At 50.3% G+C, this 15677-nt stretch carries 17 protein-coding genes; 5 read left to right on the top strand and 12 right to left on the bottom strand.

Going from position 1 to position 15677, the window contains the following annotated elements; translation table 11 throughout:
* Positions 1-10 precede the first annotated feature (10 nt).
* Positions 11-751, top strand: coding sequence for a cobalt-precorrin-6A reductase (locus ACSHWX_RS03240; protein WP_435666749.1), 741 nt, complete (start codon positions 11-13; stop codon positions 749-751).
* Here ACSHWX_RS03240 and cobM read toward each other — a convergent pair.
* The 7 genes from cobM to ACSHWX_RS03275 are packed head-to-tail and all read right to left on the bottom strand — an operon-like array spanning position 730 to position 7190.
* The gene (gene cobM, locus ACSHWX_RS03245; protein WP_435666750.1) at positions 730-1521 is read right to left on the bottom strand and encodes a precorrin-4 C(11)-methyltransferase; all 792 of its coding nucleotides are present in this window, start codon (positions 1519-1521) and stop codon (positions 730-732) included. The two genes, ACSHWX_RS03240 and cobM, sit on opposite strands and share 22 nt — an antisense overlap.
* Positions 1518-3308 carry a cobalamin biosynthesis protein gene (locus ACSHWX_RS03250; RefSeq protein WP_435666751.1) on the bottom strand — a complete coding sequence of 597 codons (1791 nt, stop codon included), beginning with the start codon at positions 3306-3308 and terminating at the stop codon, positions 1518-1520. Before ACSHWX_RS03250 ends, cobM begins: the two co-directional genes overlap by 4 nt.
* Complete coding sequence (gene cobI / locus ACSHWX_RS03255) at positions 3296-4000, bottom strand: precorrin-2 C(20)-methyltransferase (RefSeq protein ID WP_435666752.1); 705 nt, start codon at positions 3998-4000, stop codon at positions 3296-3298. Before cobI ends, ACSHWX_RS03250 begins: the two co-directional genes overlap by 13 nt.
* Positions 4000-5220 (bottom strand): precorrin-6y C5,15-methyltransferase (decarboxylating) subunit CbiE, encoded by a 1221-nt coding sequence (cbiE, locus tag ACSHWX_RS03260; RefSeq protein WP_435666753.1) that lies wholly within the window; start codon positions 5218-5220, stop codon positions 4000-4002. The genes cobI and cbiE overlap by 1 nt, the downstream gene beginning before the upstream one ends.
* Entirely contained in the window at positions 5217-5846 is a 630-nt protein-coding gene (locus tag ACSHWX_RS03265; RefSeq protein WP_435666754.1) for a precorrin-8X methylmutase, read from the bottom strand. The genes cbiE and ACSHWX_RS03265 overlap by 4 nt, the downstream gene beginning before the upstream one ends.
* 4 nt (positions 5847-5850) lie before the next feature.
* Entirely contained in the window at positions 5851-6999 is a 1149-nt protein-coding gene (locus tag ACSHWX_RS03270) for a sirohydrochlorin chelatase (protein ID WP_435666755.1), read from the bottom strand.
* A complete protein-coding gene (locus tag ACSHWX_RS03275) occupies positions 6996-7190 on the bottom strand; it encodes a hypothetical protein (RefSeq protein ID WP_435666756.1) in 195 nt (64 codons plus the stop codon). Before ACSHWX_RS03275 ends, ACSHWX_RS03270 begins: the two co-directional genes overlap by 4 nt.
* A 277-nt stretch (positions 7191-7467) precedes the next feature.
* Here ACSHWX_RS03275 and ACSHWX_RS03280 point away from each other — a divergent pair, with 277 nt between their 5' ends.
* Positions 7468-8268 (top strand): GGDEF domain-containing protein, encoded by an 801-nt coding sequence (locus tag ACSHWX_RS03280; RefSeq protein WP_435666757.1) that lies wholly within the window; start codon positions 7468-7470, stop codon positions 8266-8268.
* Here the strand turns inward: ACSHWX_RS03280 and ACSHWX_RS03285 are convergent.
* Both ACSHWX_RS03285 and ACSHWX_RS03290 read right to left on the bottom strand, forming a co-directional pair.
* Entirely contained in the window at positions 8265-9545 is a 1281-nt protein-coding gene (locus ACSHWX_RS03285; RefSeq protein ID WP_435666758.1) for an HD domain-containing protein, read from the bottom strand. The genes ACSHWX_RS03280 and ACSHWX_RS03285 overlap by 4 nt on opposite strands.
* An 86-nt stretch (positions 9546-9631) precedes the next feature.
* Positions 9632-10075 carry a MerR family transcriptional regulator gene (locus tag ACSHWX_RS03290; protein ID WP_435666759.1) on the bottom strand — a complete coding sequence of 148 codons (444 nt, stop codon included), beginning with the start codon at positions 10073-10075 and terminating at the stop codon, positions 9632-9634.
* A 77-nt stretch (positions 10076-10152) separates the two neighbouring features.
* On the opposite strand from ACSHWX_RS03290, the gene ACSHWX_RS03295 reads away from it, so the two are divergent.
* Positions 10153-10791, top strand: coding sequence for a cation transporter (locus tag ACSHWX_RS03295; RefSeq protein ID WP_435666760.1), 639 nt, complete (start codon positions 10153-10155; stop codon positions 10789-10791).
* Here the strand turns inward: ACSHWX_RS03295 and ACSHWX_RS03300 are convergent.
* Complete coding sequence (locus ACSHWX_RS03300; RefSeq protein ID WP_435666761.1) at positions 10788-11327, bottom strand: DUF1697 domain-containing protein; 540 nt, start codon at positions 11325-11327, stop codon at positions 10788-10790. The two genes, ACSHWX_RS03295 and ACSHWX_RS03300, sit on opposite strands and share 4 nt — an antisense overlap.
* Before the next feature lie 54 nt (positions 11328-11381).
* Here ACSHWX_RS03300 and ACSHWX_RS03305 point away from each other — a divergent pair, with 54 nt between their 5' ends.
* Together ACSHWX_RS03305 and ACSHWX_RS03310 are read left to right on the top strand one after the other, a co-directional pair.
* Positions 11382-12110 carry an HAD family hydrolase gene (locus ACSHWX_RS03305; protein ID WP_435666762.1) on the top strand — a complete coding sequence of 243 codons (729 nt, stop codon included), beginning with the start codon at positions 11382-11384 and terminating at the stop codon, positions 12108-12110.
* Between the two features lie 29 nt (positions 12111-12139).
* The gene (locus ACSHWX_RS03310; protein ID WP_435666763.1) at positions 12140-13786 is read left to right on the top strand and encodes an FAD/NAD(P)-binding protein; all 1647 of its coding nucleotides are present in this window, start codon (positions 12140-12142) and stop codon (positions 13784-13786) included.
* 45 nt (positions 13787-13831) lie between these two features.
* On the opposite strand, the gene ACSHWX_RS03315 is transcribed toward ACSHWX_RS03310, so the two are convergent.
* Both ACSHWX_RS03315 and ACSHWX_RS03320 read right to left on the bottom strand, forming a co-directional pair.
* Positions 13832-15145, bottom strand: coding sequence for a TRAP transporter large permease (locus ACSHWX_RS03315; protein WP_435666764.1), 1314 nt, complete (start codon positions 15143-15145; stop codon positions 13832-13834).
* Positions 15138-15644: a TRAP transporter small permease gene (locus ACSHWX_RS03320; RefSeq protein ID WP_435666765.1), complete on the bottom strand. Its 507-nt coding sequence runs from the start codon at positions 15642-15644 to the stop codon at positions 15138-15140. Before ACSHWX_RS03320 ends, ACSHWX_RS03315 begins: the two co-directional genes overlap by 8 nt.
* Between the last annotated feature and the right edge of the window lie 33 nt (positions 15645-15677).

Below are 15677 nucleotides of genomic sequence, written 5' to 3' on the forward strand. Positions count from 1 at the left end.
AGATAAGCGCATGAGAATTTTGATCTTTGGCGGCACCGGTGAAGCGATTGATTTGGCTGATGCGTTGGTTCGACAAGGCCATCAGGTCACCACCTCTTTGGCCGGTCGCACCCGCAAACCCAGATTGCCAAATGGGCATATCCACACCGGCGGATTTGGCGGCGTTGACGGTCTTGCAGATTACATTTCGCGCAACGGTTTTGAAATGGTCGTGGACGCCACCCACCCATTTGCCGCGCAAATGTCGGCCAATGCCGTAAAAGCGTGTGCGCAATTGAATGCGCCAATGCTGCGTTTGACGCGGGAAGCTTGGCAAGCCGGGGCCGCTGACAATTGGCATCATGTGCCCAATATTCAAGCTGCTGCTGATCGACTGGGCGCAGGTTCCCATGTTTTGGTGACCGTTGGACGCCAGCATATCGAACCGTTCGTTCTGCGCACAGACTGCACGATTTTCATTCGCGCCATCGAGCATCCCGAAGTGATTTTGCCGGCTCATGTCAATGTGATTTTGGAGCGCCCGCCATTTCGCCTGTCGGATGAATTGGCGTTTATGCGCACCCACGAAATCACCCATTTGGTGACCAAAAATGCTGGGGGCGATCAAACCGCTGCTAAGCTGGAAGCCGCGCGCATGGTCGGCGCAAGCGTGATCATGATTGAACGCCCCGCGCTTCCCGAAGCGGTTGAAGTCTATTCGGTTGAGGCCGCGCTGCAATATCTTGGCGATCATTCCGCTTCCATTGCCTGACGTTTTTTCTTTTTGCCTTTATTGCGCAACACATGGGCGAAATCAGCACTATAAAGCTCGCTATCACGAAACTCTTTTTGGCCGAAAACTTTACCGACAAAAATCAACGCCGTGCGCGTGATCTTTTCTGCCCGAACATCAGCTCGCATATCTTTAAGTGACGTCTTGATGAATTTTTCATCTGGCCAAGTTGCGCGATAAGCGACCACTACAGGACAGTCAGCACCGTAAAATGGGGTCAGCGTTTCTTCGACATATTTCAAATTTCGGATCGATAGATGGATTGCCAATGTGGCGCGTGATTGGCCGAGCACTTCAAGCGTTTCATGCTCTGGCATGGAAGACGCTTTGCCGGAAGTGCGCGTGATAATGATGGTTTGCGCAATTTCGGGCAGTGTTAATTCGGTTTGTAGTTTCGCCGCTGCGCCCGCAAAAGCAGGTACGCCGGGCACTACCTCATAGGGAATTTCAAGAACGTCTAGCCTGCGCATTTGCTCGGCCACAGCCCCGTAAATCGAAGGGTCGCCAGAATGAACGCGCGACACATCTTCACCCCGATCATGAGCGGCCTTCATATCATCGATAATCTCACCCAAATTCATCGGTGCGGTGTCTTTTACCAACGCAGTATCAGGTGCTGCTTCAACAATTTCTGCAGGCACTAGAGATCCTGCATAAAGGCAAGTCTGGCAACGTTCGATCAACCTAAGACCACGCACTGTGATGAGGTCAGCGGCACCGGGGCCCGCGCCTATAAAATAAACAGTCATGATGCTTCTTCCAATTTGGCGGCTTTCTTCGCATAGCCGCGCGGGGTGTAGGCGACATTTTCGCCTGAACCACGTTTAAAACTTTTCGATTGAGACGATCCGAACATCACGATGGTGAGCATATCGATCTCTTCGGGATTGAAGGCCCTTAGTTCCACCACGCGCACTTTCTCCGCTGGGCGTCCCAAGTTTGAAGCAATCACTACTGGGGTGTTTGCAGGGCGATGAGCCAAGAATTTGTCCTTAGCGATCTCAATCAAATCGGTGCGGCGCATAGAACGTGGATTGTAAAACGCCGTGACAAAATCCCCAGCTGCAGCCGCATCCAATCGTTTCATAATATCTTCGCGTGGGGTCAACAGGTCAGACAATGAAATGCAACAGAAATCATGGCCAATTAGTGCACCCGATTTCGCTGCCGCTGCTTGGAATGCAGAGATGCCTGGACAGGTTTCAATCGTCACCCGTTTCGCCGCATCCGAAATCGCTCGGTCACCCGTGGCTGCTAGCAGTTCATAAATCAGCGCGCCCATGGCAAATATGTTCGCGTCGCCCGAACAGACCAGTGAAACCTGTTTGCCTGTTCCTGCCAACTCTAGTGCATGTCGCACCCGAAGCTCCTCTTCACCCAACGCAAAGCGATGTTCGGTTTGGCTCGTTTTTGCGTCAGCGGCGAGGTCAAGATACAGGCCATAGCCGACCCAGTCCGTCGTGCGGCGCAAAGCCATATCCGCAACCGGCGTACGCAACTGATTAGTGCCAGGGCCAAGCCCGACGAGATAGAGTGCGCCGGGTGCCGCGCCAAACACTTCAACGTCAACTGGCAATTCTGCAATGCCAATTGCGCAGGTTGCTTTGCCCGTTTTCTGTTTTTCAACCAGCAGTTTACCAACTTTGATGGCAGCGGCTTCGGCAACTGATGGCGTGCCAACTTCCCCCATCACAATTGTCGATGGGTTAGGCACACGATGTGCTTCTTGCGCCAATTGATAGGCACTGAAGGTGCGAAGTGGCACATTAAAATGTTGAGCTACGCCCAACAGACCGGCCTCGTCTGATTTTAAATCGATCGAGGCAATGGCTGCAATTGCGAGTGGCGATAGGTTGTTTTCAGCCAACACTTTTTCCACGAGTTCAATCACATGTTCTGCGGGGCAGAACCGTTCACAGCCAATGCCAATAACAAGATTCTGCGGCACAATATGCAATTGATCATCAGCTTGTTTGAGATGGGTAACGGTGACGGAGACGGCTCCCGCTGGATCAACAAGCTTAGATTTCTCCAACCAAGGTGCGGCGCCATTCAATTTGATTTTTTCGCCAGCAAGCAGTTTGGCCATCGCTGGTTTTGCGGCATGTGGATTTGCAAGCACGTAGCCGAGCGGCGGTTCATCAAGAGAAAACCCAAGAACATTATCGCTCGCTGTTGTGATCGCGGCGTTGCCGCTAAGTAACTTAGCCAGTTCCATCGCCAGTCCGTTGGCGCCGTGATGCCCACCCAAAAGTGGGGCGATGTTTTTGCCATCAGGGGATACAGCTATTACCGGCGGTTCGGACTTTTTGTCGGTAAGCAGTGGCGCCAAAAACCGAATGAGAATACCTGCAGCACAGACACCTATGATCGGCTGATCTGCGCTAAAAGCGGCGGCGATAAGTGCTTTTCCGTCGCGCCCATCAGCGGCACTTTTTAGCCAAATTTTGGCGTTCAAATGCGCCGCGATCTTTTGCGCGGTTTCATCACCAACGACTGAAAATGAGACGACCAATGGTGGGTTTATTTGCCCCATGTTTCATCTCCTTTGTAACATAAAATTGTTGAGAAATAGGGACGTTCATTTGACGCAAATTCGAGCAGCGGCGTGATTTTTTGCTCGCCTTGTGTGGCGCGTTCGACGATCATCGCATTTTGCGCATGCCCCGTTATTTTGAGCACGTCGCGCACCCGATCAAAATGCCGACCAACTTTGATGATCGCTGCACTTTGTGTGTTGTTCAATTCCATCGCCAGTTTTTCACTTGGCAGTGGCGCAGGCAAAATTTTCAATGTTTCATTGCGTGCCGCCAATGGGCGTCCAACGACTGATGCTGTCGCCGTTAGTGAAGTAATGCCGGGAATAATTTGAATTTTCGCGTCTGGCATGCGCTCAATCAAATACATGGCCGAGCCATAAAATAGCGGGTCACCTTCGCACAGATAAGCAACAGTTTTGCCATTTGCCAGATGCTTGGCAATAACGCCAGCGATCTGATCATAGGCAAGTTGCGCGGGTTCACGCTCGACTTTCATCGGCAAGTCGACAGGCAAACGGAGAGCGTTAGCATGTATGTGTTGTTCAGCGATCGACAAGGCCAAAGGCGGCTCATTTGGCTTTTGCGGAAAAACCACAATGTCTGCAGCGCTGATGGCGCGCACTGCCTTAAGGGTCAACAGTTCGGGATCACCCGGACCAACACCTACAAGAGTAAGTGTGCCGCTCATTATTCGTCACCAACGGTTTTGGTGACATTCCATTGGGTCACGGCCATTCGCGGTCGTAGAGTTTTGTGTGCGCCAATAGCATCAAGATGCGATACTTCAATACGGGCAAAATCGCCTCCAAACTTTTCCAGCCGCGCAACCAATGCAACTTCGCCGTCAAGCGTAACGGCGTTTGCCACCAATCGACCGCCAGGTTTTAGCGCGGCCCAACAGGCTTCGAAAAGAGATTCATTGCCAACGTCCCCACCGATGAAAATCGCATCCGGCGGCGTAACGTCCTGAAAGCTTTCTGGTGCTTGGCCTGAGATGATTTTGAGGCCGGGCGCACCAAGTGCCACCCTGTTCTTTTCGATCATTTCGATGCGAGCAACATGGCGTTCAAAACAAGTCGCTGTGGCCCGTGGAGCCCCACGCATCCATTCGATCGCCACTGAGCCGCTGCCCGCACCAACGTCCCACAAATGTTGGCCTGGCAATGGGCAAAGCTTTGCCAGTGTTGCGGCCCGCACCTCGCGTTTGGTCAATTGTCCATCATGTACAAATGCTCCATCAGGCAAACCAGGCAATGGCGGTAAAATCGGCGCACGATCATCAGCCACACAATCAATCGCAACTGTGTTGAGGTTGCCAATACCTTTGGTCGACTGGTTCTTCGCTAAAAACTCGATCCGGCTTTCTGTTTCGCCACCCATGGCGTTCAGCACTGTCAATTGACTTTCGCCATATCCGCGTAGGTTGAGGATATTTGCGATGGCTTGAACCGTGGTGGCGTCGCTGGTGAGCGCCAAAATGCGCTGCCCGGGCACAATATGGCTGTGCAAAATTTCAACGGGACGTCCATGAACGGAGACACATTTGACATTTTGCAATGGCCATTTCATCCGCGCGGCGGCAAGCGAAAATGCGCTTGGCGCAGGGTGAATAGCGAACTCGTGTTCATCAAGGTGCGCCGTAAGTGTCGCGCCAATCCCATACCATGTTGGGTCACCCGTTGCCAAAATCACAGTCGGCGTGCCCCGATAAGACAAGATTTGCTTGACCATATTGTCTAAAGGGGATTCCCAAACGACGAACCGATCATCCGTGTCACGTACTTTGGGCAGGCTGCGCGGCGGGCCCACGATGATTTTTGCTTGGTCCAATAGCGCCTGTTGTTCTGGTGCGAGAGAATGAGTGCCGAGAGCGGTTACGCCAACAACGTTTAGCCAACATTTACTCATGCCCATTCCTTCCCAATCGTCATCGCGTTTAGCGCCGCGCTTGCCATTGCAGAACCGCCGCGACGGCCCAGCACTGTTATAAAGGGTATATCCAAATTCGCGTCCGCCAAGGCAAGCTTGGATTCAGCCGCCCCAACAAATCCAACTGGTGTTGCAATAATGGCTGCTGGTTTTGGACCACCAGCACCAATCAATTCAAGCAGTTGAAAAAGCGTCGTCGGTGCATTGCCGATCACGACAACAGCGCCAGCAAGTTGTTCGCGCCACAACTCAACAGCAGCTGCGGAACGTGTTGTTTGTAGTTGCTTCGCCAATTCCGGTGTTTTTGGATCATTCAATGTACAGCTCGGTTCAAACCCATCGGGCAAAAATCGCCTGATCACGCCAGAGCGCACCATCTCACAATCACAGAATATTGGTTTTCTCGCGCTGATGGCGGACGCGGCGGCAGCGGCCACGTCGCCATTCCAACGAATGTCTTCGGTTAAATCCACCATACCGCAAGCATGGATCATGCGCACCACAACAGAGCGCAACGACGTTGGAAATTGTTCCAGCGCCGCTTCCTGCTCAATAGTTGCAAAGCTTTCTTTATAGATCGCTTGCGGATCCCGAAGCCATTCCACCAATCTATTCCTTATCTTTTGCCGGTTTTTCCATGGTTTTTGGACCCAATGGATGATCTGCAAATGGATAAGGATGGTGCGCGTGGTCATGTACATGGTCATGTTGATGATGTTCATGATCATCAGAATGATCATGGCTGTGTTCATGTGTATGCTCATGCGCATGAACGGGCGTCCATTCTAGACCGTGCTTTTTACAAAACTCTTCGTCACGACAAGACGCATCGCAATCACCATTGCAAGGGCAATTTTCCATGCCACCGCCAATGCCTTCAACATGATGGTGATGGCTTTCTTGGGCCAACCCGACTTCGGTTTCAAAGCCTAAGACCTGCTCACGATATTTGCACATCTGGCAGTTCATTTTGTTTTCGCCCTGCAGGGTTTCTTCAATGCGATCGATGAACGTTTCAACAACCAAATCGTGATCGTTAAGGTAACCCGCTTTGACAAATTCAACGTCTGGGTATTCAGCGGCCACTTCATCCGTATAGCTATAAACCCGCTTCACCAATACACCGGTAAACAAGAAATAAGGAAAGACAACGATGCGTTTGTAGCCAAGCTTGGTCGCGTGACGCAGCGCGGGTGCAGTTAGTGGGAATGTCACGCCAGAATAGGCAACTTCGCCCCAACCAAAGCCCATGCCTTCCCAAAGCATGCGCATAACTTTAGCGACGTTTGAATTGGCGTCCGGGTCCGACGCGCCGCGTCCAACAACAACCAAAAGCGTTTCTTCGCGTGGGACGTCGCCACCAGCGTTTTCAAGTGCTTCTTCAATTCGAGCACCAGCAGCGCGGATCATCTTAAGGTCCACACCCAGTTCTCGCCCGTAGATCACTTCCATTTCAGGGTTTTGCGCCTGATAGGAATTGAGCACCGAAGGAATGTCATTTTTAGCGTGGCCAGCGGCAAACAACATGCCAGGAACGGCCAACACTTTTTTGATGCCCTGTTCCTTGAGTTTGTTCAGCCCGTGATGAATGACCGGGTCAGCAAATTCGAGATAACCATACTCAACAGGAACGTCGCCAAGCTTTGCTTGCAGCCGGTCTTTGAGATGAGCAAACTCGCCCACCGCCAACTGATTTCGGCTACCGTGACCACACAACATTACCGCCGTATCTGAAGGCAAATCTAAGCGACCACTCACGATTTGCGACCTCGTACAACCAGCACCAGCCCAATAACAGCCAGACCCAATGCAACGGGCGCCAAACCCATCAATGCGAGATCGACAAGTGTATGGGCGTGCCCATCAACGATTTCGGTATGACCCGAATGCGCATTGGCATTGCCAAGTGTAAATAGAAGAGTAACTGTAACGAGAACTATATTTTTCATTTTCTACCTCTGAGATTTAAAAAAAGAGGCAGAGTTCACTTATGTCAAAACGTCGAGCAGCTCTGGGTTTGGTCCCCTAATTGGGTCAACCGCACCGGAATCGCTTTCAGTTCCTATTGGAACGCTGCGAGGTTTTTGTATGCGCTTGAAAATCGACCGTCAACAAACGATAGCTTGTGCCGTGCGAATTTTATGTTTTTTTACTCTTATGCCCTAAAATTTATCCCGAACGTGAAACCAAATTTGGTTCAAATCTCGCGAGTGGAAGGTAACCAATTTGATCAACCTGGCAGCAGCACTTTTTGGCATACAGCCCCAAGAACGCAAATATATTCGCCCGGCCGTTAAAATGGCCGTCCCGCTCGTATTTATCTGCATCATTGCGGTTGAGATACTAATTGTCCTTGTTTATGGGCACCTGGGCTTTGCCACACTTGTCAGTGAATGGATAATTTCAGGCAGTATAGCTCTATTGGTTGCAACGCCCGTATCTATATATGTTTGCTGGCAACGCGTGAAATTATGTGACCTTTCAAAAAAGCTCGCGCTTTTGGCCTCAACTGATCAACTATCCGGACTGTTGAATAGGTCTGCATTTTTCAGTGCTGTCGAAAACTCCTTGCACACACCCATGTCCGGCCCAACTGCGGGTAGTCTTTTATATATCGACGCGGACAATTTTAAGTCACTGAACGACCATTTTGGTCATGCGCGTGGTGACTATGCCATTCGGCTGATCGCCTCTGCCATTACGGAACAAACACCGCCAAACGCCATCGCTGGTCGTATTGGCGGGGAAGAATTTGCTGTATTTCTACCCTTAACCAATAAAATTGTGGCCCTCTCGATTGCCGAAAAAATCCGACAAAAGACGAGTGAAGTTACATTTGAGGATGGGTCCTACAGTCAGCGCCTAAGCGTTTCAATAGGCGGTGCGCTGCACCAAGCCTCCCAATCGCTTAATGAATTTGTTCAAGTCGCGGACGGACGGATGTATATGGCGAAGTCAAATGGTCGAGACCAGGTGAACTTTGACAATCCGAACCCGTTGGAAATTACCCAATCAGCAACGGCTTAAACACCCGCATCTATAAATTCCAGCGCTACACACTGATCGATGATTGAAGACGCAAGGGTCCATAGCTGATCGGAGCCATCACCAATGACACAAAGCCGGCTGCGCACTTGCGCTCCATTTACGTCGAACTTTTTCCAGCGCACGCCCTTGGTGTAAAAGCTATACAATAGTGGCGATAGACGGTCCATTGATCGCGCAAATTGAGCGTCGTTGGTTTGGTGGGCCTCAAATTCTGACCACAGATCATGCAAATCGTCTCCCACGCCATCTGGCAACAGGCCGAACAACCGCTCCGCCGCTGCAATTTCGCGTTGTTCTTTGCCCTTTTGCGCTTCAAGATCATGCAGAGGCGCGTCACCTGCATCAATCTCCACGATATCATGGACCAAAAGCATCTTCAGAACGCGCAACAGGTCCACTTCTGTATTTGCACATTCACGCAAAATGACCGCCATAATGGCCAAGTTCCAGGAATGCTCTGCGTCATTTTCAAGTCGGTCAACACTGAGAATTTGGGTTTGTCTGATGATTGATTTGAGCTTGTCCATTTCCATAACAAACTGAATACGGCGCGTCAGATCATCGTTCGCAAACTCAATGCTTCGCATGTGCTCGGCAAGTTGGCGATGCTGGTTGTCCGGTTCTAATGTTGGGTTTTTGCTATCGCGCACGACGCCGAATTTTTGATAGGTCGTAAGAAGCGTTTCATATAGGTTTTTCAGGTCCGCTGAGGCATCTTCAAGACTGACCATTTGTCCACGCACCATTGCGTCATCCACGCCCTGCTCAACCCAACAGCCCTCACCGGCAAAACCATAATAGATATAGGGTGATAAGCGATCGATTGCCTTGGCGAATTTTGCTTCCGGCGTTTCGCGCGTTTCAAATTCTTGCCAATTTGCGATCAACTCATCAGCTTGATCTTTGGGCAACAACCCAAAGATTCTATTGGCAGCATCCAATTCCTTCTCGAACTGCTCATCTGCGTCTGCACCCGCATAAATATAAGTATCCCCCGCATCAATCTCCACAACATCGTGGATCAAAAGCATTTTGATAACCTGCTCAATATCCACCTTTGCGCCAGCATAGGGCTCAAGTACCAATGCCATTAATGCCACATGCCAAGAATGTTCCGCATCATTCTCAACTCGGTTTTCGCAAATGATTTTGGTCATTCGATTGACCGATTTAAGCTTGTCCATTTCCATGATAAACGCGATTTGCTTCTTCAAGCGTTCATTTTCAATGTTGAGGTGAGGCATTTCGGTGGTCATGGCGTAATCCTTGATCTTTGAAAAAGCGGAAATGTCCCTTCAATTTAAAACTGAAGAGAAGAAATAGTCACAAGGCGCAGATGCGTCTAGTGCTCCGTTTGGCAATGAGTGTGGTCGCCCAAGACTTCCAAGATACGGCATTTTTCTACCGTGCCATGCTGACAGTTCTTCAGCATCGATTGAAGTTCATCCCTTAAGCGCCCAAGCTTTTGAATGCGTATCTGCACATCGTTTAAATGACGTTCGGTGATTTGGTCAAGGTCTTCGCATGGGGCGTCTGGATGAGCTGCCAGCCGGATAAACTCGCGGATTGAGTCAATTGAAAATCCAAGCTCTCGGGCGTGGGCGATCATATTTAGTCGATCAAGCGCACCTTGGTTGTAACGCCGCTGCCCGCCTTCTGTGCGCCATGGTTCTTCTAACAATCCAATTTGCTCGTAATAGCGAATTGTCGGCACTTTTACGTCTGCTGCACGCGACAATTGGCCGATTGAATATTCACTGTAATTCTCTTGAGAAGTTTTTTGCATTTTGACTTGAACCTCTAGTAACTAGAGGATTTATAACTCAAATCGATCCAAATGAGAATATCAAAAAGGCTACGAAAATGGGCGATAGTTGCTGCGGGCAAACCAAAACTTTTGACGGTATGTCAGCTGAATACAAGAAACGGCTGATTTGGGTGACCATCATCAATTTGGTGATGTTTGGCGTTGAAATGGGCGGCGGTCAGCTCTCCGGTTCGCAAGCGCTGAAAGCCGACGCGCTGGATTTCCTGCAGGATGGGGTTACATACGCGATCAGCTTTTGGGTGATTGGGCGCGCGCAAAGTATACGGGCGACGGCTGCTTTGTTTAAAGGATTTACCCTTCTTGCCATGGGCCTGTGGGTTGCGGGTTCTACCGTCTACCAATTCTTTTATGTCGGGCTACCACATGCCGAGACCATGGGGCTGATCGGCTTTTTGGCACTTGGCGCTAATCTCGCCAGCGTTTTCTTGTTGGTGGCCTATAAAGACGGCGACGCAAATGTGCGCTCTGTATGGTTATGCTCGCGCAATGATGCGATTGGCAATGTCGGGGTAATGTTGGCGGCTGTCGCTGTTTGGTTTACCGCCAGTGGTTGGCCTGATTTGATCGTTGCTATTATTATGGCAGGACTTTTCTTGTCCTCCGCATGGCAGGTTTTGAACCAGTCCATTCGGGAATTGCGCGACGCAAAAACGGCTCCGAAACGGGCCACCTAAGTCTGATTGAGCATATCAACCAACTTGGAAATAGTGCGCCGATTACGAATGGTGATCGGCGTGCCAATCTTTTTGACAAAGTTCAACGCACCAAGTTTTGAACGTCCAGCACCATTGCCAAAATAAAAGTGTACTTCGTCCCCACTAACATTCACCAACTCGCCCTCAATAGCCGCCGCACTCAAAACCGATTGCGCATCATCGGATAGTTTTTGACGCGCAAATCCGGTCATCATGAGTTTGAGTTCGCGGGTCTCATCAAAATATGGATATGCATTGAGGGCTGCCTTGAGTTCTGTTTCACACCGAATGACAATGCTCACCCGATAGCCAAATTGTTTTTCAAAATTGTCTTCTAATTTTGCGCACAATGGGCCTGCTGCAAGTTCATGTGAAAACACCGCGTTTCCAGATTGGATATATGTCGAAACACTTTGGCAATCTGCTTGGGTTAGCATTAGTTTTAGATCCACCATTGTGATTTTGTTGTGGCCCCCCACATTTAAACCACGAAATAGAGCCACATATTTGTTCATTGGTCTGTCGTTTCCCTCTGGCAGAATCTTGATATCCAATTTGAGAAGTGAAACATGAACGCTATCGACCCTGCAATTGAAAACCAACTGGGCAACTGGCCAGAAAAGGTCGAAGCCGTCATTTTTGATATGGATGGGCTGCTGTTGGACACCGAACGCGTCTATAAACGTGTCATGCAACAGATTTGCACCGAATGGGGGTATGAGATGACCCACGATATGTTCGCCGCTTTTGTTGGTATTCCTCAATCTGAAAACACATCGATTTACCACGCGTTTTTCGGCACTGACTTTAAAGTTGAAGAGTTTGAGGAAATTCTGGGTACCCGTGCTCATGACGAAATGGCACGCGGCATTCCACTTAAACATGGCGCTCAACAATTGGTGGCAGGGCTAAGCGCCCGGGGCGTTCCGATTGCTGTTGCCACTTCAACGGGGGATGCAGCGCACCAACATCTCAAACAAGTTGGCCTGCACAGCTATTTCGATACAATCGTCACACGCATGGATGTATCAAAAGGCAAACCGCATCCCGAGCCGTTTTTAACCGCATCTGCCCGGTTGGGCGTTGCCCCACAAAACTGCATCGCATTTGAAGATTCCCACAATGGCGTGCGTTCTGCCAGCGCGGCGGGTTTGGCAACAATTATGGTCCCCGACATGCTGGACCCAACTGACGAAATCGCCGCCATGTGCGTCGCTATCCTACCCAGCCTTTTGCATTTCAAATCTGAGATTGACCACTTCTTTGGACCAATTGGAGAGGCCAGCGCAAACGTTTGAGCGCTGCTTAATAAATTATAGGATCCCCAATGTCATCTACCAAGACCCTTCACCTTGCGATCATCGGCTTTGGGCCTCGGGCGCTGGGTGCATTAGAAGCGCTCACGGCCCGTGCGATCGAAAAAGATCTCGCCCTGGAAATTGATATATTTGACCCTCTTGCTCGGCTGGGCGCCGGACCAAACTTTGACCCAGAGCAAAGCGATTTGTGCATTCTTAATATCCCCGTCCGGATTTTGGATTATATGCCGCCCCAATTTATGGCGGACCACATCAAACCGTTTCTTAAATGGTCATCAGGCCGGTACCAGCCCGATGATTTTCCACCGCGTTCTGATGTTGGGGTCTACCTTAACGATAGATTTGATGCCCTTTATAAGGCCGTCCCGAGGACCATTTCAATCAGGCACGTCAACGTGAAAGCTACCGGACTGGAGAAGAGCGAGGCGGGTTGGCAGATTATGTCGGATACTGAACAGCACGGGCCATATGAGGAGGTTTTGCTGACGCAAGGCCAGCCCGAAACCGCGCCTGACCCTCAGCTTGACCGCTGGATCAAACACGCATCCGCTCATAATCTAGACCTTTTACACGCATACCCGGCGAATACGCTCATCGCTGCCGCGCACAATTGGTCAGACCGTACGGTGGCCATCCGCGGTCTGGGCCTATCAACGCTTGATGTTTTGCGCATGTTGACCAAAGGACTTGGCGGCACGTTTCAGGACGGTGTTTATACCCCCTCTGGACGCGAGCCGCGCAAGATCATCCCATTTTCTCTTGACGGCAAAGCACCTGTCGCTAAGCCAGCCACAAAGGCTTTAGACGATAGGTATAATCCAACATCGAGTGAAGTTGCGGATTTCAAGTCTGCTCTTTCAAAATCAAATTCTAAGGGGCCCGAGGGCGCCCTTAAGATTATCTGTAACGCACTTGTTGCGCCCGCCGCGCGCATTCTTGAAAAATTGGGCAACATCAAAACCCACGACGAGGTGCGGGCATGGCTAACAATTGAGCGGGACGACCCTGGCGCTCAGGACGACCTGAATGCGATTGAAGCACTGCAAGCCGATATTAAGATGGCACATGGTCGCACAGCACCGTCTGTGGGTTACGTCATTGGTCAAGTATGGCGCAAACTCCAGGGTGAACTTCGGGTTTTGTTCAACACAGAACCTTACAAAGTTGAGACGGCAATGGCGATTATCGGCTTTGATGAAGCGCTAAAGCGCTACAGCTATGGCCCCCCTGTATTCGCGGCTGAAGAACTTCTTGCGCTAATTAACCATGGAATTGTCAGTCTTGGCATCGTAGATGATCCTGATATCGGGTTAAGCGATCACGGATGGCAATTGATCGAAGGCAATGATGTGATGTTTGCCCAAGTCATGGTCGACGCGGTTATCCCAAGTCCGTCACTTGAGCACGTCACAGACCCGCTGGTCTCCTGTGCTCTGAAAGCTGGTCTGGTACACGCGATTGAAGAAGGCATGGGCGCTCAAATGCGTCCAGACGCGCAATTGATCGGCGCTGACGACCAAGCGGTGAACGGGCTTAGTATGCTTGGACGCCTCACATTAGGCAGTGTCATCGCTGTTGATGGACTTGACGACTGCTTTGGCCCATCAACTGTGCGATGGGCTAACGGGGTGATAGAACGCTTTGGAAGTAAGTAAAAAAGGGCCGCCGAAGCGACCCTTAACCCATCATTTTTCTCATGCCTACATCTGAGACGGCAAGAACAATGACAAAGCTGGTATGCCGACCAACAGGGCAAGCCGGAAAATATCAGCAATCCAGAACGGGGTCACGCCCTTAAAAATTGTTGCCGTAGACACATCGCCAACAACGTTTTTTAGGATGAACACGTTCAGCCCAACAGGCGGTGTAATGAGGCTGATTTCCGTTACCACAACCACAACAACACCAAACCATACGGGGTCGAACCCAAGCCCAACCACAAGCGGGAAGAAAATCGGCACTGTTAGCAACAGCATCGAAAGGCTTTCAAAAATCATGCCGAGCATGATGTAGATGCCCAAGATGAGTGCCATCACCATCCAAGGCGCGAGATCGTACGATGTGATGACCTCACGCAAGCCTTCGGTCAATCCAGCAACATTGATAAAGTTGGAGAAAATCCAAGCCCCGATCAACACGCTAAACAATGAGGCGGTTGTGATGGCGGTTTCTTTGAGCACTTCTAGGACGGCGCCAAAATTTAGGTTTCCACGGAATAGAGCGATCAAGAACGCGCCTGCTGCGCCCATTCCGGCAGCTTCTGTGGGTGAGAATGTCAAATGGATCGGCCAGACGTCCAGCGCGCCGTAAAGTCCACCAATAACAATGAAGAACAATAGTAAGACCGCCCAAACGCCTTTCAAAGCACCAAACCGTCCAACCCAGTTGGTACGCTCGCCAGCTGGTCCCGCGTCAGGATTGCGCGATACGGTATATTTGACGGCAAAAACGTAAAACAAAATGCCCAACATCCCGGGAATGATACCCGCGATGAACAATTTGCCAATCGAGGTTTCCGTCAAAAGTCCGTAGATGACCAAAATAACCGACGGGGGAATAAGAATACCAAGCGTGCCGCCAGCCGCAATCGATGCCGTTGACAGACTATCGGCATATCCATATTTGCGCATTTGCGGCATCGCAACTTTCGACATCGTCGCAGCCGTCGCCAATGACGACCCGCAGATCGCAGCAAAGCCGCCACATGCGAGAATTGTTGCCATCGCCAGCCCACCACGCAAATGGCCCATAAATGCGTAAGACACTTGATAAAGCTCTCGCGCAATACCGCCTTTATTGACGAACAGCCCCATCAAAATGAAAAGGGGGACAACCGATAGCCCGTAATCTTGAGACGTATCGATAATTAGGCGAGAGACCATCGAGATGGCGCCTCTAAAGCTGGTTTCGTGCATGTAACCGACCATGCCCACCAGCCCCATCGCAAACGCGATTGGCATGCGTAAAAGAACAAGAACCAGGACAGCGGCAAATCCAATAGCAGCTTCAATCATTTGGTTGCTCCAAGAGTTTAGGGGCAAACAAAATGATCAGCCCGCGCGCCAGCAAAACAAATGCGCTGAGAAAAGTCATGATGGCGATAAACCATCCGATATAGAATTGAGGAATTGCAAGATATTCAGTGACGTCGCCGTAGGAACGGGCACGCTCTGCCAAAACAACCACTTGTCTCGCTGGTAAAATTAACATCGCGCCACACGCCAAATTGATAATTGAGTCGCGGATGCGAACAGACCAATCGCTCTTAAAAAGCGGGTCCGCCAAATCGACCACGATATGTTCTTGTTTGCCGCTGATGATCGGTAAGATCAAAAACACAATAATCGCGATGAACATCCGCGTTAATTCGGTTGCTGCCTCAATTGGAGAATTGAAGGTTGAACGTAAAATAACATCGGCAAAAGTCATCGCCATCAACAAAAACAGGACCAAGGATGCAAGTAAAATGGGTATTTGTGAAAGTCTACTGATCAAATTCAGGGCAGATTTCATGCGAATTTCCTAAGTTCAACATTAATTAGGCGC

The organism is Maritalea sp. (assembly GCF_051251695.1).
Lineage (GTDB): Bacteria > Pseudomonadota > Alphaproteobacteria > Rhizobiales > Devosiaceae > Maritalea.

Coding starts and splice junctions, on each gene's coding strand:
- ACSHWX_RS03315 (WP_435666764.1), bottom strand. CDS start 15,145: ATGATTGAAGCTGCTATTGGATTTGCCGCTGTCCTGGTTCTTGTTCTT.
- ACSHWX_RS03310 (WP_435666763.1), top strand. CDS start 12,140: ATGTCATCTACCAAGACCCTTCACCTTGCGATCATCGGCTTTGGGCCT.
- ACSHWX_RS03300 (WP_435666761.1), bottom strand. CDS start 11,327: ATGAACAAATATGTGGCTCTATTTCGTGGTTTAAATGTGGGGGGCCAC.
- ACSHWX_RS03290 (WP_435666759.1), bottom strand. CDS start 10,075: ATGCAAAAAACTTCTCAAGAGAATTACAGTGAATATTCAATCGGCCAA.
- ACSHWX_RS03295 (WP_435666760.1), top strand. CDS start 10,153: ATGGGCGATAGTTGCTGCGGGCAAACCAAAACTTTTGACGGTATGTCA.
- ACSHWX_RS03250 (WP_435666751.1), bottom strand. CDS start 3,308: ATGGGGCAAATAAACCCACCATTGGTCGTCTCATTTTCAGTCGTTGGT.
- cbiE (WP_435666753.1), bottom strand. CDS start 5,220: ATGAGTAAATGTTGGCTAAACGTTGTTGGCGTAACCGCTCTCGGCACT.
- ACSHWX_RS03320 (WP_435666765.1), bottom strand. CDS start 15,644: ATGAAATCTGCCCTGAATTTGATCAGTAGACTTTCACAAATACCCATT.
- ACSHWX_RS03305 (WP_435666762.1), top strand. CDS start 11,382: ATGAACGCTATCGACCCTGCAATTGAAAACCAACTGGGCAACTGGCCA.
- ACSHWX_RS03285 (WP_435666758.1), bottom strand. CDS start 9,545: ATGACCACCGAAATGCCTCACCTCAACATTGAAAATGAACGCTTGAAG.
- cobM (WP_435666750.1), bottom strand. CDS start 1,521: ATGACTGTTTATTTTATAGGCGCGGGCCCCGGTGCCGCTGACCTCATC.
- ACSHWX_RS03240 (WP_435666749.1), top strand. CDS start 11: ATGAGAATTTTGATCTTTGGCGGCACCGGTGAAGCGATTGATTTGGCT.
- ACSHWX_RS03275 (WP_435666756.1), bottom strand. CDS start 7,190: ATGAAAAATATAGTTCTCGTTACAGTTACTCTTCTATTTACACTTGGC.
- cobI (WP_435666752.1), bottom strand. CDS start 4,000: ATGAGCGGCACACTTACTCTTGTAGGTGTTGGTCCGGGTGATCCCGAA.